The organism is Enterobacter sp. 342 (assembly GCF_036663495.1).
Taxonomy (GTDB): domain Bacteria; phylum Pseudomonadota; class Gammaproteobacteria; order Enterobacterales; family Enterobacteriaceae; genus Enterobacter.
Genome location: NZ_JAWUEI010000009.1, coordinates 22,338 through 41,334, shown reverse-complemented (window position 1 = coordinate 41,334; position 18,997 = coordinate 22,338). Strand labels below are relative to the sequence as shown.

At 52.4% G+C, this 18,997-nt stretch carries 15 protein-coding genes and 1 tRNA gene; 4 read left to right on the top strand and 12 right to left on the bottom strand.

Features of this window, described 5'->3' with window-relative positions; translation table 11 throughout:
- Positions 1 to 158 precede the first annotated feature (158 nt).
- The 3 genes from fadJ to V6E55_RS09500 all read right to left on the bottom strand — a co-directional run bounded on the left by fadJ (position 159) and on the right by V6E55_RS09500 (position 4,085).
- Complete coding sequence (gene fadJ / locus V6E55_RS09510; RefSeq protein WP_236919669.1) at positions 159 to 2,306, bottom strand: fatty acid oxidation complex subunit alpha FadJ; 2,148 nt, start codon at positions 2,304 to 2,306, stop codon at positions 159 to 161.
- Positions 2,306 to 3,616: an acetyl-CoA C-acyltransferase FadI gene (fadI, locus tag V6E55_RS09505; protein WP_316942702.1), complete on the bottom strand. Its 1,311-nt coding sequence runs from the start codon at positions 3,614 to 3,616 to the stop codon at positions 2,306 to 2,308. Before fadI ends, fadJ begins: the two co-directional genes overlap by 1 nt.
- Positions 3,617 to 3,800: 184 nt before the next feature.
- Positions 3,801 to 4,085, bottom strand: coding sequence for a YfcZ/YiiS family protein (locus tag V6E55_RS09500; protein ID WP_129995264.1), 285 nt, complete (start codon positions 4,083 to 4,085; stop codon positions 3,801 to 3,803).
- 372 nt (positions 4,086 to 4,457) lie between these two features.
- Here V6E55_RS09500 and fadL point away from each other — a divergent pair, with 372 nt between their 5' ends.
- Positions 4,458 to 5,798: a long-chain fatty acid transporter FadL gene (gene fadL, locus V6E55_RS09495; RefSeq protein ID WP_165383573.1), complete on the top strand. Its 1,341-nt coding sequence runs from the start codon at positions 4,458 to 4,460 to the stop codon at positions 5,796 to 5,798.
- 43 nt (positions 5,799 to 5,841) lie between these two features.
- Here fadL and mlaA read toward each other — a convergent pair whose 3' ends face one another.
- Positions 5,842 to 6,594 carry a phospholipid-binding lipoprotein MlaA gene (gene mlaA / locus V6E55_RS09490; RefSeq protein WP_114977611.1) on the bottom strand — a complete coding sequence of 251 codons (753 nt, stop codon included), beginning with the start codon at positions 6,592 to 6,594 and terminating at the stop codon, positions 5,842 to 5,844.
- A gap of 315 nt (positions 6,595 to 6,909) precedes the next feature.
- Here mlaA and V6E55_RS09485 point away from each other — a divergent pair, with 315 nt between their 5' ends.
- The 3 genes from V6E55_RS09485 to V6E55_RS09475 all read left to right on the top strand — a co-directional run bounded on the left by V6E55_RS09485 (position 6,910) and on the right by V6E55_RS09475 (position 9,306).
- Entirely contained in the window at positions 6,910 to 7,839 is a 930-nt protein-coding gene (locus V6E55_RS09485; protein ID WP_316942701.1) for a formate/nitrite transporter family protein, read from the top strand.
- 75 nt (positions 7,840 to 7,914) lie between these two features.
- A tRNA-Arg gene (locus tag V6E55_RS09480) sits at positions 7,915 to 7,986 on the top strand.
- Positions 7,987 to 8,148: 162 nt separating this feature from the next.
- Entirely contained in the window at positions 8,149 to 9,306 is a 1,158-nt protein-coding gene (locus tag V6E55_RS09475) for a tyrosine-type recombinase/integrase (RefSeq protein ID WP_316942700.1), read from the top strand.
- Between the two features lie 222 nt (positions 9,307 to 9,528).
- On the opposite strand, the gene V6E55_RS09470 is transcribed toward V6E55_RS09475, so the two are convergent.
- The 8 genes from V6E55_RS09470 to V6E55_RS09435 form a co-directional block, all read right to left on the bottom strand.
- A complete protein-coding gene (locus tag V6E55_RS09470) occupies positions 9,529 to 10,725 on the bottom strand; it encodes a tail fiber domain-containing protein (protein WP_316942698.1) in 1,197 nt (398 codons plus the stop codon).
- Between the two features lie 60 nt (positions 10,726 to 10,785).
- A complete protein-coding gene (locus V6E55_RS09465) occupies positions 10,786 to 11,751 on the bottom strand; it encodes a DUF6453 family protein (RefSeq protein WP_316942697.1) in 966 nt (321 codons plus the stop codon).
- A gap of 4 nt (positions 11,752 to 11,755) precedes the next feature.
- The gene (locus V6E55_RS09460) at positions 11,756 to 15,610 is read right to left on the bottom strand and encodes a phage tail protein (protein WP_316942696.1); all 3,855 of its coding nucleotides are present in this window, start codon (positions 15,608 to 15,610) and stop codon (positions 11,756 to 11,758) included.
- Positions 15,611 to 15,665: 55 nt separating this feature from the next.
- Positions 15,666 to 16,265, bottom strand: coding sequence for a tail assembly protein (locus V6E55_RS09455; protein ID WP_078310092.1), 600 nt, complete (start codon positions 16,263 to 16,265; stop codon positions 15,666 to 15,668).
- A complete protein-coding gene (locus tag V6E55_RS09450) occupies positions 16,253 to 16,984 on the bottom strand; it encodes a C40 family peptidase (RefSeq protein ID WP_316942693.1) in 732 nt (243 codons plus the stop codon). Before V6E55_RS09450 ends, V6E55_RS09455 begins: the two co-directional genes overlap by 13 nt.
- A 42-nt stretch (positions 16,985 to 17,026) precedes the next feature.
- Positions 17,027 to 17,776 (bottom strand): hypothetical protein, encoded by a 750-nt coding sequence (locus V6E55_RS09445; protein WP_125391974.1) that lies wholly within the window; start codon positions 17,774 to 17,776, stop codon positions 17,027 to 17,029.
- Positions 17,777 to 17,875: 99 nt separating this feature from the next.
- Complete coding sequence (locus V6E55_RS09440) at positions 17,876 to 18,646, bottom strand: phage minor tail protein L (RefSeq protein WP_316942692.1); 771 nt, start codon at positions 18,644 to 18,646, stop codon at positions 17,876 to 17,878.
- Positions 18,646 to 18,996, bottom strand: coding sequence for a phage tail protein (locus V6E55_RS09435; RefSeq protein ID WP_316942691.1), 351 nt, complete (start codon positions 18,994 to 18,996; stop codon positions 18,646 to 18,648). Before V6E55_RS09435 ends, V6E55_RS09440 begins: the two co-directional genes overlap by 1 nt.
- Between the last annotated feature and the right edge of the window lies 1 nt (position 18,997).

Here is an 18,997-nt window from a genome sequence, read left to right as displayed (position 1 = left end):
ATGCTGAGAGGTAGAAAACCCGATGGCCGGGCATTGTGCCTGATCCATTCGGTGAATGAAACGCTGTTTTTTACCTCAATGGCGTAAGTATAGTCAATCTCTGTTTACAAAATCGCCAAAACAGGTTCATTCACTTCAGGATTTACCCTTCTTTGACCTCAACTTACGAGGACAGTTTCCCTTACAGGCCAAAATGTCTGGCCCTGTTCCGCCATCTGCAATAATTCGTCACATGGTGTAAACCGTGGACCATACTGCGTGGCCAGACGTTGCAGAATAGCAACCACTTCACCCGCACCAAGCGTATCCATATAACGGAACGGGCCGCCAAGGAACGGCGGGAAACCAATGCCAAATACCGCGCCGATGTCACCATCACGCGCGCTTTTGATAACCTGCTCACCAAAGCAACGTGCAGCTTCATTGAGCATCATCATCACACACCGTTCAGCACACTGAACGGCAGACAGTTTTCCCTGACCGGCGGTCGAAATAAGCCCATAAACAGAAGGGTCGACCTGTTTCTTGCTTTTACGCCCTTTCGCGCCGTAAAGATAGAAACCGCGTTCATTTTTTCTGCCTTTGCGATCGTCCTTCAAAATTGCGGAAACAATGTTTGCAGGCGGGGTAAAACGATCGCCATAAGCTGCTTCCAGCACAGGTATAATTTTAGTTCCGGTGTCTATTCCCACCTCATCCAAAAGTTGGATTGGCCCAACCGGGAAACCAAACTTGACGAGTGCTTCGTCGACGTGCTCGATTTTCTCGCCTTCTGTCAGCAACCGCATGGCCTCATTAATATAGGGGGCCAGAATGCGGTTAACGTAAAAACCGGCTTTGTCCGCCACAACGATCGGTGTCTTACCCTGCATTTTGGCCAGTTTCACCACGGTGGCAACGGTTTGCGGGCTGGTTGTCGCATGCGGGATCACTTCCACCAGCGGCATTTTTTCAACCGGGCTGAAAAAGTGCAGACCAATCACCTGCTCCGGACGCGCAGCCTTAGCTGCGATATCGCCAATCGGCAATGACGATGTGTTTGAGGCAAAAATGGTGTGCACCGCACAATGTTGTTCAACGTCAGCCACCATCTGCTGTTTAAGCGACAGATCTTCAAACACGGCTTCAATCACCAGATCACGATGCGCAAAACCGCTGTAATCCGTCGTACCGGAGATCATCGCCAGGGTTTTATCACGCTCACTCGCCCTGATATGGCGGCGTTTGACCTTCTGATCAAGGTTCTGCCAGCTATACTGCAGCGCGTGGTTGATCCCTTTCGCAGCGATGTCTTTGATACGTACGGGCAATTTACCTTTGCTTGCGGTAACAAAAGATATTCCGCCGCCCATTAGCCCGCCACCCAGTACGCCAATGGCGCGTAGTGGACCAGGTTGAGCCTCACTGCCTGGATCTTTTTTCACCTCAGTGCTGGCAAAGAAAATGCTGCGCAGTGCCTGCGACTGCGGCGTCATTGCCAGTTCACCGAAGGCTTTTGCCTCAGCGGCATAACCGCTACTGCTGCCCTGTGATAACCCGGTTTCAATAACCTCAAGAATCCGCTTCGCCGCCGGGTAGTTGCCTTTGGTTTTCTGTTCAGTCTTTTTACCGACCATACTGAACAGCAAAGCACGTCCCAACGGCCCGGCCAGAACGCGCTCGCGTACAGGTAGAGTACGTTTGGTCTGGCGTCCTTTCAGAGCCAGTTCGACAGCTGCCTCCAGCAAAATGGAATGAGGAACCACCTCATCAACCAAACCGGCTTTCAGTGCCTGGCGGGCACGCAGTTGCTTACCTGTCAGGATCATTTCGAGTGCAGTGCTGACCCCCACCAGGCGTGGCAGACGCTGTGTTCCGCCTGAGCCGGGCAGAAGCCCTAACTGCACTTCCGGCAGGCCCAGAATGGTTTTTGTATCATCGGTACAGATACGGCTATGGCAGGCCAGCGCCAGCTCCAGTCCTCCGCCCAGACATGCGCCGTGGATCGCGGCAACCACCGGGATCGGCAGCGCGTTGATCTCCGCCATCACCTGCTGCCCCTGACGCGCCAGTTCTTCGGCTTCCAGGGCACTTTGCGCACGGGAGATCATGTTAATGTCGGCACCGGCAATAAAGTTATCCGGCTTAGCAGAGATAAACACCAGACCACGAATGGCCTTGTTTTCACGGATCTGCTTTAGCATCGCGCGAACCTGAACACCAAATTCAGCCTTCAGGGTATTCATCTTTTCATCAGGCACATCAATAGTGATAACGGCCACGTTATCGAGGCGAACCGTCAGATTAAATGCAGATGGCATATCCATTATTCAGCCTCCAGAACCATTGCTGCGCCAAGACCACCTGCCGCACAGGCGGTAACAAGGCCAAACCCGCCGCCACGACGACGTAGCTCGTGTAATGTTTGCGTGATCATCCTCGCCCCTGTGGCGGCAAACGGATGTCCGTAAGCGATGGAGCCCCCCAACACGTTGAATTTGCTTTGATCCACTTCACCAGTAGCATGGGCGCGGCCCAGCACATCGCGCGCAAAACGCTCGCTGGCCAATAACTGCACATTTGCCAGGGTTTGTGCAGCAAAGGCTTCGTGCATATCAATCAGGGTTAAATCAGCAAGCGTCAGCCCTGCGCGATCCAGTGCCAGCGGCGTGGACCAGGCTGGTCCTAACAGCATGTCCTGCCAGACATCAATGGCGGTAAAAGCGTAGCTGCGCAAATAACCCAGGGGAGTAACACCCAACTCTTTCGCGCGGGACTCGGTCATCAGGATCACCGCAGCAGCGCCGTCCGTCAGTGGCGTACTGTTCGCCGCGGTTACCGTGCCATGTTTGCGGTCAAACGCAGGGCGCAGTTTTGCATAATCCGCCAGCGTCGAGGTGCCGCGGATATTGTTATCTTCCGCAAGCGGTTCACGGTATGGCGGGATATAAGCGGTCATCACCTCATCATCCAGTTTACCTTCAGACCAGGCTTTCGCTGCCAGCTGATGTGAACGGTGGGCCAGCGCATCCTGCTGCTCGCGGGTAATGCCATAGGTTTTTGCCATCTGCTCGGCGGTATCTCCCATGCGCAGCCCCGTGGAATATTCCGCTACGGCAGGAGGCACAGGCATCAGGTCGCGCAAGCGTAAACGAGAGAACAGTTTGAGCTTCTGTCCGGTTGTGCGGGCTTTGTTGGCATCAACAAGGATACGCGCCAGCTTTTTGCTGACCCCGATCGGCAGTACCGAAGAGGAGTCCGCTCCGCCGGCAATCCCGGCACGAATGGTGCCCGCCATCAGGCTTTCAGCCACGTTAGCAACAGCCTGGAAGCTGGTCGCACACGCACGGCTGACGCTGTAGGCATCAGTATGGACATTCATTCCGGTACCGAGGACGATTTCCCGCGCAATATTAGGTGCTTCAGGCATCTGCACGACCTGACCGAAAACCAGTTGTTCGATGACCTCTGGCGGAATTTCGCTTCGAGCCAGCATCTCCCCCACCACCATTTTGCCCAGGTCAACAGCCGGTATGCCATGAAACGCCGTTGCCTGACGCGCAAATGGCGTACGCAATCCACTGACAATGGCAATGCGATCGCCCTGACGGGTAATAAGCGGTAATGCCTGACTCATAACACTCCCCTGTAAAATTTATTGCGCAAACATAAAGTGGTCTGACCTGATAATAGTCTTAACCATTTTTTTACATTCAGCCAATCAGGGAAACGAAAAAGTGCGAGCTAAAACACAGAGAAGAAAAAGAAAATGCCCCTGCATGGCAGAGGCATTTGAGAGGTATGCCAGCGGGCAAAAAGAATTAACGCAGACCCAACTGGAAAATCAGCGTTTCTGCTTCGCAGGCGAACACAAAGTCGATATCCAGTTTCACGCCGCCGTCCACTTCAGTGAAGGTAGACTTGATGTCGCACGGTTCGGATTCCACATCACGCGCGCGCTTGCTCAGCGCGGTCAGGGTCTCTTCCGCTTCAGTACGGTTGGTGAATACACGGCTGTAAGAGGCGGTGCAATCGGAGTTGTCCATGATGGTACCAACATCCATACAGCAGCAAACCGGGGTTTCATCAGCACTGCATTTACTCATAGCTCAATTTCCTCTGTATTCGCGCAGGACGCGAGATAAACACGATGCTGATATTTTACGCCCCGACGCAGGCTCTCTCCAGCCGTTAATGGCGTAAAATCGGATAAGTGACCAATATCACACTAAAAAATGATCTAAAACAAAAACCACCCTTTTGGGTGAGTCGCGATGGTCACATTTTTGCCAACCAGATCTCGTTTCAAGAAACATGTTTGAAAATATTAATAAACAAACTTGCAACATTCTAGCTGGTCAGACCTATACTCTGGCCACTGGTCTGATTTGTCTGTCATACCTCAGACCCTACACTTCGCGCTCCTGTTACGGTATGTAACAATTATTGAATAAAAATAACTCAATGAGGTTATGGTCATGAGCCAGAAAACCCTGTTCAACAAGACTGCGCTGGCAGTCGCAGTGGCACTCGTATCCACTTCCGCATGGTCAGCGGGCTTTCAGTTAAACGAATTTTCTTCCTCTGGCCTTGGCCGCGCATATTCCGGGGAAGGCGCCATCGCTGATGATGCGGGTAACGCGAGTCGTAACCCGGCACTGATTATGATGTTTGACCGCCCGACGTTCTCTGCCGGTGCAGTCTATATTGACCCGGATGTTAATATCTCTGGTAAATCGCCGTCCGGTAAGAGCCTGGATGCGGATAATATCGCCCCAAGCGCCTGGGTCCCTAACGTACATTTCGTTGCACCTATTAACGATCAGTTTGGTTGGGGGGCATCTGTTACCTCTAACTTTGGTCTGGCGACCGAATATGGCGATAACTATGCAGCGGGCACGATGGGCGGTAAAACTGACCTGACTACCGTTAACCTGAACCTGAGCGGCGCTTATCGACTGAACGACAACTGGAGCTTTGGTCTTGGTTTTGACGCGGTTTACGCAGACGCAAAAATCGAGCGCTATGCGGGTGACGCCGGTATGCTGGCTGCCGGCCAGATCCTTTCTCAGGTACCAAACCTGCCTGCAGCAGCACGCCCAGCCGCCATTGCCAAAGCCCAACAGCTGGCCGCCATCCCGGCCGATACCCAGATTGCACGCCTGAAAGGCAGCGAGTGGGGCTACGGCTGGAACGCGGGTATTCTGTATGAGCTGGATAAAAACAACCGTTGGGGTTTGACCTACCGTTCTGAAGTTAAAATCGACTTCGACGGAGATTACAACAGCAACATGAGCACCGCCGTCCCGGGTTTCCCGTATCCAACCGGTGGCAGAACTATTCCTGGTTCTCTGACGCTTAACCTGCCAGAAATGTGGGAAGTTTCAGGTTACAACAAAGTTGCGCCACAATGGGCAATTCACTACAGCATGGCTTACACCAGCTGGAGTCAGTTCCAGGAGTTGAAAGCAACCGGCTCTAATGGCCAGACGCTTTTCTATAAGGATGAGAGCTTCAAAGACTCTTACCGTATCGCGCTGGGTACCACCTACTACTACGATACTAACTGGACCTTCCGTACCGGTATCGCCTTTGATGATAGCCCGGTTCCGGCTCAGACCCGTTCCATTTCTATCCCGGATCAGGACCGCTTCTGGCTGAGCGCAGGTGCGACTTATGCGTTCAATAAAGATGCTTCTGTTGACGTAGGTGCCTCTTACATGCACGGTCAGACCGTGACCATCAAAGAAGGTCCGTACGAGTTCCGTTCTGAAGGTAAAGCCTGGCTGTTCGGTACTAACTTCAACTACGCGTTCTAATCACGCGGGATCAAAAAAGGTGAGCATCGCTCACCTTTTTTATTTACTGCGAATCAATATCTTTTAGTTCGTTTTCGATAGCCTTCGCGTTTGGATTCTCTTCCGGCTTCAGCTTACCGCCGTTGGCAATAAAGTCATGATTCTGGAAGTACGCTTCACGCACCATAATATACGGGTCAGAAGACTGGCGCAGCAGACCATCAGAGTCGAGCAGTTGCGCGCGTGTTTCAATCCCTTCCACCGTCCATTTACCAATAGACAGCGGCCAGGTTAGCCACGACAGGACCGGATACAGCGTATCCACCATATCACCGCCATCATCACGAATGGTGAAACTGCCATAAAACGGCAGATGGACATACGGGCCGTAACCTACGCCATAATGCCCCAGAGTACTACCGAAACGGTGCGGCTGTTCACGCTGCAGTTTCGGGTTGGCCATACCTGCAACATCAATGAAGCCACCCATCCCCAACAGGGAGTTCAGGAAGAAGCGAGTAAAGTGCACCATCCCTTGATACGGGTCACCCTGCAGGAAGAAGTTAACCATAACTGCAGGCTCTTCGAGGTTGCTGGTAAAATTACTTAACCCATTACGCGCAGGTTGCGGAACATAATCACGCCATGCCACTGCCACCGGGCGAACCACATACGGGTCCAGCACGTTGTAGTTGAAGCTATACATTGAGCGGTTAAATCCTTCGAGAGGATCGGAGCGTCCCGTTTGCTCTCCAGAGCTGGCGCAGCCCACAAGCATCGTCGCGCCCAACGCAAGCGCCGACAGCCGAAGTTTCATAAATATCTCCCTGTTCAGTTTGGCTATCGTTGATTGCCATCCGTAACGGAACCTTTAAATGCTCCGTCTGTAAACGTGCAAGCGATTGTAACAGCACGTTTACCGATGTCTATGAGCACAATTACGGGCAGTAACCAGCGTGACTCTGATCTCAGCATAGCCTGGCTTTTGGAATTCGTTTCGCTGGCAATTTTATAATGTGTTTGAAAGAGATGTCTCGCCTTTGTTGCTATTGCCACCAATTTAAGAGCTTCCCCACAGGCAGCCCAATAAAAACCGCTACGCTTAGAAGAAAATCAACCTGCGGGAGTGATTATGAAAGAAGTAGGCGAAGAAAAAGTGGATGAAAGTAACGAGAAGATTGAAATTGAGAGCGAAGAGAAAGCCCGCGGCGAGAAGATAGAAATTGACGAAGATCGCCTCCCCTCCCGCGCGATGGCGATCCACGAGCATATTCGCCAGGATGGCGAAAAAGAGATGGAACGTGATGCCATGGCCCTTTTCTGGTCAGCTATCGCTGCCGGGCTTTCAATGGGGGCTTCTCTGCTCGCAAAAGGGATCTTTCATGTTCAACTGGAAGGTGTGCCCGGCGGTTTTTTACTTGAGAATCTCGGCTATACCTTCGGCTTCATTATCGTCATCATGGCGCGGCAGCAGCTGTTTACGGAAAACACTGTTACCGCCGTTCTGCCAGTAATGCAAAACCCTACCCTCGGTAATTTCGGTTTACTGATGCGTCTGTGGAGCGTGGTCCTGCTGGGCAATATCATCGGTACAGGCGTCGCGGCCTGGGCATTTGAATATATGCCGATATTTGATGAACCCACCCGCGATGCGTTTGTGAAAATTGGCATGGATGTGATGAAAAACACACCAGTCGAAATATTCTCCAATGCCATCATCTCCGGCTGGATTATCGCCACGATGGTCTGGATGTTTCCTTCAGCCGGCAGCGCCAAAATTGTGGTAATCATCCTGATGACCTGGCTGATTGCGCTGGCTGACACGACGCATATCGTGGTGGGTAGCGTTGAAATTCTCTATCTGGTCTTTAATGGCACACTTCACTGGAGCGATTTTTTCTGGCCATTCGCCCTGCCGACGCTCGCGGGCAACATCTGCGGCGGGACGTTTATCTTCGCGCTGTTAAGCCATGCGCAAATCCGTAACGACATGTCGAACAAACGCAAAGCAGAGCTTAAGGCACGGGAAAATGATGATAAATCGACAAAAAAATCGACCTGAATGGTGACTCTTTGAGCAGTCAGGCGGCGATGCGCTTAACGAAAAGTGTAAATAACGTTATACTCGTGCCGCCTCGTCCCCTTAGTTAAATGGATATAACGAGCCCCTCCTAAGGGCTAATTGCAGGTTCGATTCCTGCAGGGGACACTTTTCTACAGTTCGCCACCCTCCGCAATAGTTCGCAAAATCCCTTACACAGCAAGCATCCAATAAATTACCCGTTCGCCATAGTTCGCATCAGACCGTTGACAGCCGCATACTTTGACGGGTAAAAAACGAGTAAATATTTTACCCACCGGAATTTTACCCATGCTAACCATCAAGCAGATCGACGCGGCAAAGCCGAAAGATAAACCGTACCGGCTGCTCGACAGTAATGGGCTGTACCTTTATGTCCCGGTATCGGGAAAGAAGGTGTGGCAGCTGCGCTACAAGATTGATGGAAAGGAGAAGGTATTAACGGTAGGAAAGTATCCGTTTATGTCATTGCAGGAAGCGAGAGATAAGGCATGGATCGCCAGAAAGGATGTATCGACAGGAGTCGACCCGGTAAAGGCGAAGAAGCTCTCAACCAAAGACAACTCGTTTGGCGCTATTTATCAGGAATGGTACGAGCATAAAAAACAGGTGTGGTCAGCAGGATACGGAGATGAGCTGTCTCGCATGTTCCGCGATGACATTCTGCCGATGATTGGTGGTATGGAGATTCAGGATATTGAGCCGATGCAGATACTGGATGTGATCCGCCGGTTCGAAGAACGCGGGGCAATGGAAAGGGCTAATAAGGCAAGGAGGCGCTGCGGAGAAGTGTTCAGGTACGCCATTGTAACCGGCAGGGCTAAATATAACCCCGCGCCAGATCTGGCTGATGCAATGAAAGGATACCGCAAGAAGAACTACCCTTTCCTTCCTGCTGACCAGATACCAGCATTCAATAAAGCCCTCTCTGGATTCTCAGGAAGCATCGTATCGAAGATTGCAACGCAGGTTTTGCAGTACACGGTACTGAGGACCAAAGAACTCCGGTCTATGCAATGGTCGAACGTCGACTTTGAAACCAGGACGATTACGATCGCCGAAGAAGTGATGAAAGGACGCCGCCCTCATCTTGTTCCAATGTCAGATCAGGTTGTCTCTCTGCTTGAAATGCTGAGGCCGGTAACACAGCCTATATCAAGCTTCGTGTTCGCCGGGCGTAATGATAAAACAAAGCCAATCAGTGAAAATGCCGTGCTGCTTGTTATTCGCCAGATAGGATATGAAGGTCTGGCAAGTGGCCACGGTTTCCGGCACCAGTTCAGCACAATAATGAATGAACACGAATGGCCCGCTGATGCCATTGAGAAGCAACTGGCGCACGCTAACAGCGGATCAATACGCGGGATTTACAATCACGCTCAGTACATGGATAAGCGCCGGGAGATGATGCAGTGGTGGGCTGACTGGCTTGATGAGAAGGTGTCATAGGGAAGCAGCACAAAGCCTTGCATACCGATGCAAATTTTTGTGCGCCCCATTTCTGTCTCACATCACCGGGCAGTAATCAAGCTCACCCGAACGCGCATCGTTGATGATGTACGTGATCACCAAAAATAGCACCATATCGGGCAGTCAGTTCAGCAGCTGCCCTTTTGTCATTTACGCACGCCACTCCGGAAACTTCTATAAAGCGTGCACCCAGCCATATCATTAATTATTACCATCACCTTTCCGTCCATCCTCACTGACCATCTGAGTAAGTCTGGTTTCTAGCTCACTTACGCGTCGTAGAAGTTGCTGAACGACGGGAACAAGATACGCAGCCCCAATCTCCCCAGGGTCAACAATCTTCCCGTCTTCGTAAGTCGTGCTTTCGCCTTCCTCGTCATTTACCGTGAGTGACGAGGTAGCTATCAGCTCTGCGTCCAGGGCCTCCACGTTCTGGGCGCTGTACCCAACCCTTACCTGGTCGGGACTCCATTTGAACGCATAACGAATCGGTCTCAGGCCCAGAATAAATTCAACCGCTTCCTCCTCAGAAATGAGTCTGATGATATTTTTCACACGTTCATCTGAAGCAACTGGAGTGATCGTTCCTGCCACGGTTGTTATTGCGCTGTTAGAACGATTGAAGGTCCAGTATTGAGTGGTCGCTCCTGTAATGCGGATCGAAAAGGAATCTAGTTCTTGCCCGCCACCACGAAGACCGCCAATTCGCCATAAATCACTGAACCACTGCCCCCGAATTTCGTTAGGATAATTACCAACGGTCGAGGTGTCTGCCGGTTGGAAAGTATAAATATCGTTGACGCCTGGTTTTGCGCCAACATGGCTCAGCCCACGGCTATCCACTACGGTACTAGCTACCTTTGCGAAACCAACATCGTTTAAACTTCCTAAACCAAGGTTTGTGCGAGCATCTGCGGCTTTTTTCGCACCAGTGCCACCCTGGCCAACGCTGAGCGCGGTAGTCAGCCCGGAAAGGCTTGTGATGTCGCTGTTTGCCCCTTTCTTCGCCAGCGATTTCTGACCCGGTACCGTGACGGCTACACCGTTAATCGTGATGGTGACGTCTGTAGTACCGTTCATCACATCAGCGAAGCCGCTCATGTAGCGCTGGTACATCGTGAAGGTTTCAGCAATGTCCTGCGCCAGGCCATCCACGCTCAGGCTGTCGCTCAGCAAAATCGAATACTTCGTTCCGGCCGGTATTGCAGGACTTGCCGCAGGTGTCACGGTGAGACTAGTTGCCCCGCCGATAGCGGTAATCTGGAATACCTGAGCGGGGCTGGTCAGCGCGATGACAGTGCAGCCGTTACGAATAAGTGAGCCAGCTGCAGTGAAGTTTGTGCCGGTACCTGTAAGGGTGTTTCCGCTGATGGCGATAGTGCCAGTAGTATAAATCATATTTTCTCCAGGCAATAAAAAACCCCGCCGTAGCGAGGTTGATTTGAATAGAAAGTTAATTCAGACGTACATATCAGGCAAGACGGGAAGGCTGAGCGGAGTAATCGTGTTATTACCGAATATGGCATACTGCTCGCGTCCAAGGTATTTCCCACCCTGAACTGAAGCGCTACCGTTCTGTATCTTTATTCCGAACATCCGATACACGTACATGCCATTTACCATATGAATCATCAGACCAAATCTGCCCAGCGGTACATAGCCGCTGCCGATGCTCACGGCACTTGTGGAAGGTGACCAGAGTTGATTGAGGTATACGAAAGGTCGCTTTGTAGTTGAAAACGTACAGGCCCCGGCTGCATTGAAGATGTTTAGCCCCGTTCCCGGCTGCGGCGTCACACCACTGGCGAAGATAACGATGTCTATCGTGCCGGTTGTGGGAGCGTCATCATTAGTTGACGGAGGACTGAAGAATCTTACTGTGTTGCCGTCGAAGTCAATCGTATTACCGCTATTACAGCGTCCGAAAACGATATATTTCGACTTGTCATAACCTGCTATCGTCGGAACCGCCCAGCCCCCGGTTGGAACATTCACAGTACCTTTCCAGATACACTGGCCTGACTTAGTAGCGTTAGTTATAGATGTGAAATCTGTGCTGTCGCTTATGAGCAAGCCCACACCACTACGCTGGCCCGTCGGAAATATCTGCCAGAGGCTTCCGGGAAACGTGTACGTGCTTTCTCGTTCGCTGATACTGTTGTCTTTCATCGTTGAGTTCTGCGTGACTCGCGCTCCCGATATGGTGACCGAGTTCATTTTATGAAGCAGACCTGAATCAAGATAAGCCGTCGCGTGGGGGATAAACAACACCTGCGAACCGGATACATAACCGGAAATATCCGCGTACTTGGCTTTCTGATATCCACTGTCAAAACTTGCTCCAAATGACGGGCATCTCAGCCCCGCCGTTATCTCCATACGTTTCCCGCCGTCGTTCAGCTCTATCAATAACCCTGTCGGCATATTATCACCATGTCCCAAGTACGATGCGACCTCCACCCGGAATATTAATGGTTACGCCATTACCATTAATCACCGTTGTGTTGCCGGAGCCATTGAAAGAAAAATTACCGTTTGTGGCGTAAATCGAGCCGCGAACGGTCACGTTGTTAAACGTCGCGTAGCCAGATTTGTTGATGTGCCAGCCAACGTTCCCGGTTCCGTCCCAGGTTGAAGACTGAATATAGCTGCCGATTTTGGCGTTACCGATCGTCCCGTCACCAATTACTGTGTCACGGATGATGGCTTGTCCGTTCTGGATAACAAAAGGAAGAGTCACGGCGCCGCCTGCCTGGGTCATAACCGCGAAGCGGTCAGCCAGGAAGAGAACCTGCGTCTGCATTCCAGATGGCGTATTCTGAACACCAATCCCCATCCCTGCTGCATACTGATTACCATTAGAATCAACAGCGACCTTGATGCTGTACATCGCATTCAGGTTGTTATTGATGTCCGCTGATACCTGGCTGTTCTGGACAATCGCTGCAGACTGACCGTTAACCGTGACCTTTAGCGAATTGATTTGCGTAGCAGACGCCTGGGTAAAATCAGCAAGTGTCTTCGACAAGTCAGTGACATTCGCCGTGTTCCCACCAGTACTGGAATCCAGTGTGCGCAGCGACTCAGCGACAGCTTTACTTGCATCTGCCATGACATTGTCGACTCGCTCAATACCGGCTTTATTATCACCATACTGAACGCTCAGAAGGTTGCGCTGGTTAACCTGTGCGAGCGTGCTGGTGATAAGCGCAATCGCGTTGTTCTGGATGCCGCCGTTTGCTGTATCGGTCCTGGCCCCCAGCTCATCCAGGCGGGATGCCATTGATGAAGTGGTGTCCGTTACAACCTGCTGCAAACTGGTGATGTCAGCGCTGTTCTGTGAACTTGCCTGCCCGGCAGCATCAGCCTTGTCAGAAATCACCTGGGTGGTGGCTGTGAGCTGGTCTACCGCTGAGGCCCTGGCCTGCGTTTCATCGGACAGTGCCTGCCTGACCTCAGTAATGCCGGCGGCATTGTCTGCTGTCTCCGCCTCCAGCCGGGTGACGTCAGTAACGCGCGCTTCCGTTTCCGTGGCAATCACTTCCCGGAGCTGCTCAAAGGTTGCAGTGTTGACCCCCTGCTGCGCCGTCTGACGGACAACGACATCAGCGATGGCCAGCGCGTTGCCGATAATGGCTTCCGCGGTCTGCTTGTTCGAGCCTACCGCAGCTGCCAGACCATCCGCGTTCTCCTTAATCGCATCAGTCAGTTCAGCAAGTTTGTCACTACTGGCCACGGCATCCTCGATCAGATCCTTGAATACTTCAGAGCCTTTGATGTCCTCCAGGATTGCATCGGTGATATCGGAAACATCTATGCTGGCCTGCCCGCGCACCCAGTCGGTCCAGTCGCTCTGATTCCCGATGCGGTCAACCAGCCTGGCGCGATACCAGAATTCTTGGCCTGCTTTCAGCCCCATCTGCTGATAAAGTTTCTGCGGATACGGTACAGATGCCAAAAGCATCGGATTCGAACCGTCAGCGGCAATGCTGTATTGCAGCTCAGTGCTCAGGGTGTCGCCGGTATTCGCCGGGAATCCCCAGGTGACGTTGATTCCGAATACGACGTCTTCGGAGGCTTTAAGCCCGACAGGTTTGGGTACATCACCCGCGCGTCCCTTCAGGTGTGTAAGCGCGGAAGTTGCCCAGAGACTCGACGCACCGCCGGAGTTGATCGCGCGTACACGGACCAGATAATCACCCTCGAAAATGCCAGGAACTTCGATATTGCGAAGACCGGTCTCCGGTACGTTAACCCACTCATTGTCGCCGCGCTTCCACTGCACCCGATAGGCTATGACATCCGCCTGTGGTTTGCCGTTCTTGTCGACCGGCGCATCCCAGGATGCCGTCAGGGTAGCCACTCGCTGCCCCTGGTGCACTGCGTCATAGCTCGCTACCGCGATATTGGTCGGCTGGTTTACGAGGCCGGTTGGTATCAGACTGATTGGCGGCGTGTCCAGGCGGGCATTGTTATCGACCGCATCATATTTTGATGCGTTATATTCGGCCCCGGTGATTGTGAAGGTGTTTTCTTCATCATCAAATCTCAGGTTCGTAACGCGGAAGTATTGCAGGCGCAACTGCCCGGCATCAATAACGAATATGGCGTTCGGTAACGGCTCTGCCGTGAAAGGCGTGGCCACCACCAGCTGCGTGCCGTTTACGGCCTGGATCACCCTGCTTTCAACGGTACCGCCCTGCGTGCGGATCATCAGCGTATCGCCCGCAACTGCGCTGGTACCCCTGTCGGTTGTCACAGACTTAAGCCCGGCGTTGTACCCGGTGATACGCCCGCCGTAAACACGCCCTGAAAGGCGCTCATCGGCAAATGCAAACACGGTACCCGGCACGTAGACATAGCCATCAAGCCCGGTCTGTAGCGTGATAATCCGGTCAAGTGAGTTGGAGTACACAGCCCACCCGCCACGGCGCTGTGCTTCGCTCTCGCGCGTACAGCCGATTGCAGTGATCTGCGTTTGCTTAAACTTGAACTGCTTAACCAGGTCCGGGAACATCACCGCTGTTGTGCGGTCCTGATAGTGATTGTCAGGGTCACTGAAGTTAATCAGCGCGCTGGAGAAGCGGGTCTTTTCACTGCCGCTCGAGTAAACCGGCTTGCCCACCACCGAAGCGCGGGTAAGGATTTGCAGCTTCGACGTGTCCGCCGGCATGTCAGAGACAACATTGAACATGTTGTTGCCCCAGAACGTCATGCCATTGAAACCTGCGGCGATGTCTTTAATTACCTGCCACGCATCAGCCTGCGACTGGATGTAGACATCAAACATGAAACGCGGCTCGGTACCGTCGCCACCCTTCCCGTCAGGTACTTTCTGATCGCAACGCTGGGCAATACGGTAAAGCTCCCACTTATCCAGCATCTGCGCCGTGACGCGTCGGCCAAGTCCGAAACGCGGCTCAGTGAGCACATCGAACCAGATCCATGCTGGGTTATTCGTCCAGCCCCACTTAAACGTCCCGTCCCATGTGCCGCTATAAGTTCGGGCTATCGGATCGTAATTCGAAGGGATGCGGATAATGCGCCCCTTAGGTTTACAGGAAACCTTCGGGATATTGTTGAACGATTTGGCGTTGAACGACACGTACAGCAGCGCCGTATGGGGATAACGCAGGCGCGCATCAATCACCTCAGTGATTGCCTGTACCTGCGTTTTATTCTGCAACATCTGGCTTGTGCTGTCGTCGGTGTCGCGTACCACGCGAATCTGCCAGCCTGTACTGGCTTTCGGAAGATTAATGCGATGGGTCAGTTCATAGAGAGAACTGAGTTTCTCTGTCACGGTTCTTGTCATGACCGTAGAGAACGCACCACCATCTACAGCAAGATCGATATGGTACTTTACGGTAGTGCCGACAATATCCCCGTCGTTTTCCTGCTGCTGCAAACCAGGAATACCAATGCGAACGAGCACAGCGTCAATCTGGGTGTTACTCAGTGCGCGGGTCCATGGTGTGGCCTTTGTCAGCGATACGCCAACCGTAGTTTCATTCTCGACTGCTGGGAATCCCGGTATTGGTGTCTGGGTCTGCGTGCCAGGCCGGAAATCCCATGACACATTTTCAAAATTCATCGTTCCGTCTGAGTTTCCCAGCGGCGTACCGTCCAGGAAAATGCTGGTCGCATCCAGACCACCAGCAAACTCACCTTCCCCGAGCGCCAGCAGCATGCGGCAGCGCGCCATTGACTGCGCCGAATCAGGCTGTTCTACAGGTGTGTGCTGCTTCTGGCTGCCACCCTTTGCACCAGTGATCGCTTCCATATTACATCCATAAAAAAAGCACCCGACTGGGTGCTTGATATTCAGAAAGGAGTTATCAGATGTCTTCGGCGACTATGCCAGCGCTGATGATGGCGCCGCCAATCTCACGGACGCCATAGAGAAGCGCGACCGGGTTTCCCATCGCAAGGGTATTCACTGAACCACCGAAGGCATAAGAGGGTTTATTGTCAGGATCGTCTCGCCCCTGTAACCCTTTTGGCTGGGGCGAAAGCATCTGGTAAATACCGCCGGCCATCATTGACGCGCCCGACATGATAAGTCCGGCCCCAAAGGTTAGGCCAACGCCTGTCCAGCCGGTTGCCACACCAGTAATAACACCAGCAACAACCATCACGGCGCCGAGGATTGTCTGGAACATGCCGGCCTTCTTCGCCCCTTCCATAACTGGCGCTATGCGAATATCGCTATCGCCTGCCAGCTCCTGGAAGTCCTGCACGCCTATGTTGCGCTTACCGCGAAACACCGCAAAGGTCATGCCGTCTTTTTTGGCATTCATCAGATAGTCTTCCAGCCCGTCGAAATTGATGCACAGGGCTTTGACCGCTTCGGCAGATGTCTGCACTGCCAGTTTATGCACGCGCCCAAACCGGGCGCCCAGTGCGCCATACAGACGAATAGTGGTTAAACGCGCCATGGCTTAATCTCCTGTGGCAGGTCTTTGTGACGTACGCAGATCATCGTGCGGTCTTTGAAATAGCCTCGGGCATATGGGGTAATGCAGGAAGGCTGGCCGTAAAGGTGGTGGAGCAGCTCACCTTCTTCAGTGATGATCCCCGCGTGGTTCCACTTAGCGGATTCAACCTGCATGATTACCATGCAGCCTGGCGCGGGGTCGCATTCGACAAACCCTTCCCGCTCCCAGTTTTCGAAATAGAGATTGTCCGGGTACTGGCTTTCCCACCATGGGTAATCGACGCGAAAATCGTTCAGCGTGACGCCCTGGATGGCATGCCAGTCCATAATCAGACCCCAACAGTCATTCGAGCCCAGGATAAACGGACGTCCGATAAGCGGCACCGCCTCCGGCATTATCTCGGCGTATTCATCGCTGTCAGGTGAGTAAATACCCCAGATCACGCCGGAGTTATTGCACTGCTGGCGGTCGAGATCGGACGGAATAGGCCGGGCACCGTCGCCCGGGTGGGAGTGGATGACGCGAATAATCGTCCCGATATCTTCGGCGTTAGCCCAGTGCTCGCCGTCGATGCGAAAATGCTCTGTCGGATTTTCGTGCGTATTCGGCACGGGAATGTAGCGCTGGCGACGGCCAGACTGAATAACGAAGCCACAGCACTCACGCGGGGATTCATCCAGTGCATGCGCCTGGATAGCTGCCATTATGGTTTTATTCATTGGCACGTCCGTAAAAAAACCCGCCGAAGCGGGTTTGGTTATCTAGATGGTTATGGAGAGGTCGGGCCTAACCTTTTTCCTGAGAATGTATTTGCTAATGCCAGTCCGTAACGCGGCCTCTTTAAGTTGCATTTTTTCGCCATTCAAAATTACGTAAGGGATTCGGTTTCGTACAGGTTTCGCTAACGCATCTTCGGCATTCATACCGGCGTTTAGTCTGTTGTAAAAAGTTGACTCTTTCATGCCATTTGTTTGCCATGCTGCGCTCATAGTTACCGACTCTCCGCTCACGACAACTTTATGATTATTGCGCTTGTTGCGACCTTGCTCTGTAGCATTTGCCCATCGACAATTGTCTGGAGAATAGCCTTTATTGTTATCTATGCGTTCAATTGAGAACCCTTTAGGCTTCTCACCCATGTCATGAGCAAAATTCACGGGGTTGCTCCATTCATCGCAGACTGTTATACCCCGCCCGCCATAGTGGGGAAAGTCCTTGCAAGCAGGATTTCGACAGCGATCAAGCATAGATGTCCAAGACGAATATCCTGAATAAGCTGTGATTGGCTTGCCATTATGCAGTTTTGTTATTTTTTTCTTATGATAACAGCCGCAAGAAACAACAGCGCCACTACGGAGTGACCCCATGGAAATGCTCTTAACAACACCACATTCACAAGAGCACAAAAAGTATCTGAGACCTTTTGTTTTTATATGGCTAGGGGCTTTGGTTTCTTTAATAATTGTAAGATAGCCGTACTTTTCACCCGGAAAAATAGTAATGCGTGACATATAAACCTCGTAGCAGGTTGCGTAGATGATGGTGCGCGGCAGGAGTGTCTACGTTCACTCTCTTCGACTGGCCAGTCTAGCCGCGCTGACAGATTATAATTACCTGCTCAGTAAAGTGGTAGCAGGAAATCCACCGTAGTCGAGGATGGCCGCGTTCGGCTCCGCCAGGCCAGCGCCGAACCGTTTACGGCAATCACTGAGGCAGCCCCCACACGCATCCAGCGCCGGATCAGCCACCGCGTTACCCTTAGCATCGAAATACGCAGTACCGTTGTAGGTGCATCCATCGCCGCTCCGGTACTGCCCGCGTAGCGCCCATTCGCAGAGCGAGGTGATTTGTCTGGTTGGGATAACAAGCCCCTGCAAGTCAGCGGGGCTACTGAGTGACCATGAAACCACTTCGTCGTCTTCGGAGGTTTTCGTGTCAAGCCAGAAAGTCTGAAGTGTGAACATTGACGAATCGGCGGTCGGGTTCACCCTACCAGGGTAATTCACGGCATCGAGATAAACCGCATAGGTATCGATAATGCTCACCCTGGCGTTAACCATGTCCTTAAATTGCAGGCACAGCGCAGTGATATGGCCGTCAAGGTTTGAGACACTGAGAGTGGGCTCCGCCGCCTGGTCTGTTGAAAGCTCCAGGCCTGCTACCTGAAACGGCCAAAAATCGTAGGTATTGCCACCGAATACGATTGGCTTTGGTCCAAGCTTTTCTTCTTCACCATTGGCAGCGTCGATCTCTTCCGGTGTATGGGGGAAAGGTGCGTAGTGGAAACGGTGAATTCCGCCACTGAACTCTGAGGCGTCAACTTCAACCAGGCGTACTCTGCCACCCGGTGCCAGCATCGCCGCCTGATCGACTAATGCCATTATGCATACACTCCGTAAGCCCGTTTGATGGTGAACGTCAACTCAGCAACTTTGCTGCTGATCTGCGTTTTACGAATCGAATCGGCTACGACGCGGTAAAGCCCCTTCTCTTCGCCTGGCGGCGTAATGATGAAAGCTTTCACGGTATGAGCGAGGAGAAAATCACGAATCCTGTCCACTTCCGACTCGTTGCCCGTGTGCTTCATAGGGATCTGAATAGCCGTGGAGTTAATCCCGTTATCGGCCACCTGCTCATAGCCATCACCGAACTGCGCCGCGCGTACTGCCTGACTATATTCAATCGCACCAGCACCTAGCTGCGAGCGCCAGCTGTATGTTTCAACTGCCATA

Coding starts and splice junctions, on each gene's coding strand:
- V6E55_RS09440 (WP_316942692.1), bottom strand. CDS start 18,646: ATGGCATTAGTCGATCAGGCGGCGATGCTGGCACCGGGTGGCAGAGTA.
- mlaA (WP_114977611.1), bottom strand. CDS start 6,594: ATGAAACTTCGGCTGTCGGCGCTTGCGTTGGGCGCGACGATGCTTGTG.
- fadL (WP_165383573.1), top strand. CDS start 4,458: ATGAGCCAGAAAACCCTGTTCAACAAGACTGCGCTGGCAGTCGCAGTG.
- V6E55_RS09455 (WP_078310092.1), bottom strand. CDS start 16,265: ATGGCGCGTTTAACCACTATTCGTCTGTATGGCGCACTGGGCGCCCGG.
- V6E55_RS09475 (WP_316942700.1), top strand. CDS start 8,149: ATGCTAACCATCAAGCAGATCGACGCGGCAAAGCCGAAAGATAAACCG.
- V6E55_RS09445 (WP_125391974.1), bottom strand. CDS start 17,776: ATGTCACGCATTACTATTTTTCCGGGTGAAAAGTACGGCTATCTTACA.
- V6E55_RS09485 (WP_316942701.1), top strand. CDS start 6,910: ATGAAAGAAGTAGGCGAAGAAAAAGTGGATGAAAGTAACGAGAAGATT.
- fadJ (WP_236919669.1), bottom strand. CDS start 2,306: ATGGATATGCCATCTGCATTTAATCTGACGGTTCGCCTCGATAACGTG.
- fadI (WP_316942702.1), bottom strand. CDS start 3,616: ATGAGTCAGGCATTACCGCTTATTACCCGTCAGGGCGATCGCATTGCC.
- V6E55_RS09465 (WP_316942697.1), bottom strand. CDS start 11,751: ATGCCGACAGGGTTATTGATAGAGCTGAACGACGGCGGGAAACGTATG.
- V6E55_RS09460 (WP_316942696.1), bottom strand. CDS start 15,610: ATGGAAGCGATCACTGGTGCAAAGGGTGGCAGCCAGAAGCAGCACACA.
- V6E55_RS09500 (WP_129995264.1), bottom strand. CDS start 4,085: ATGAGTAAATGCAGTGCTGATGAAACCCCGGTTTGCTGCTGTATGGAT.
- V6E55_RS09450 (WP_316942693.1), bottom strand. CDS start 16,984: ATGAATAAAACCATAATGGCAGCTATCCAGGCGCATGCACTGGATGAA.
- V6E55_RS09470 (WP_316942698.1), bottom strand. CDS start 10,725: ATGATTTATACTACTGGCACTATCGCCATCAGCGGAAACACCCTTACA.
- V6E55_RS09435 (WP_316942691.1), bottom strand. CDS start 18,996: ATGGCAGTTGAAACATACAGCTGGCGCTCGCAGCTAGGTGCTGGTGCG.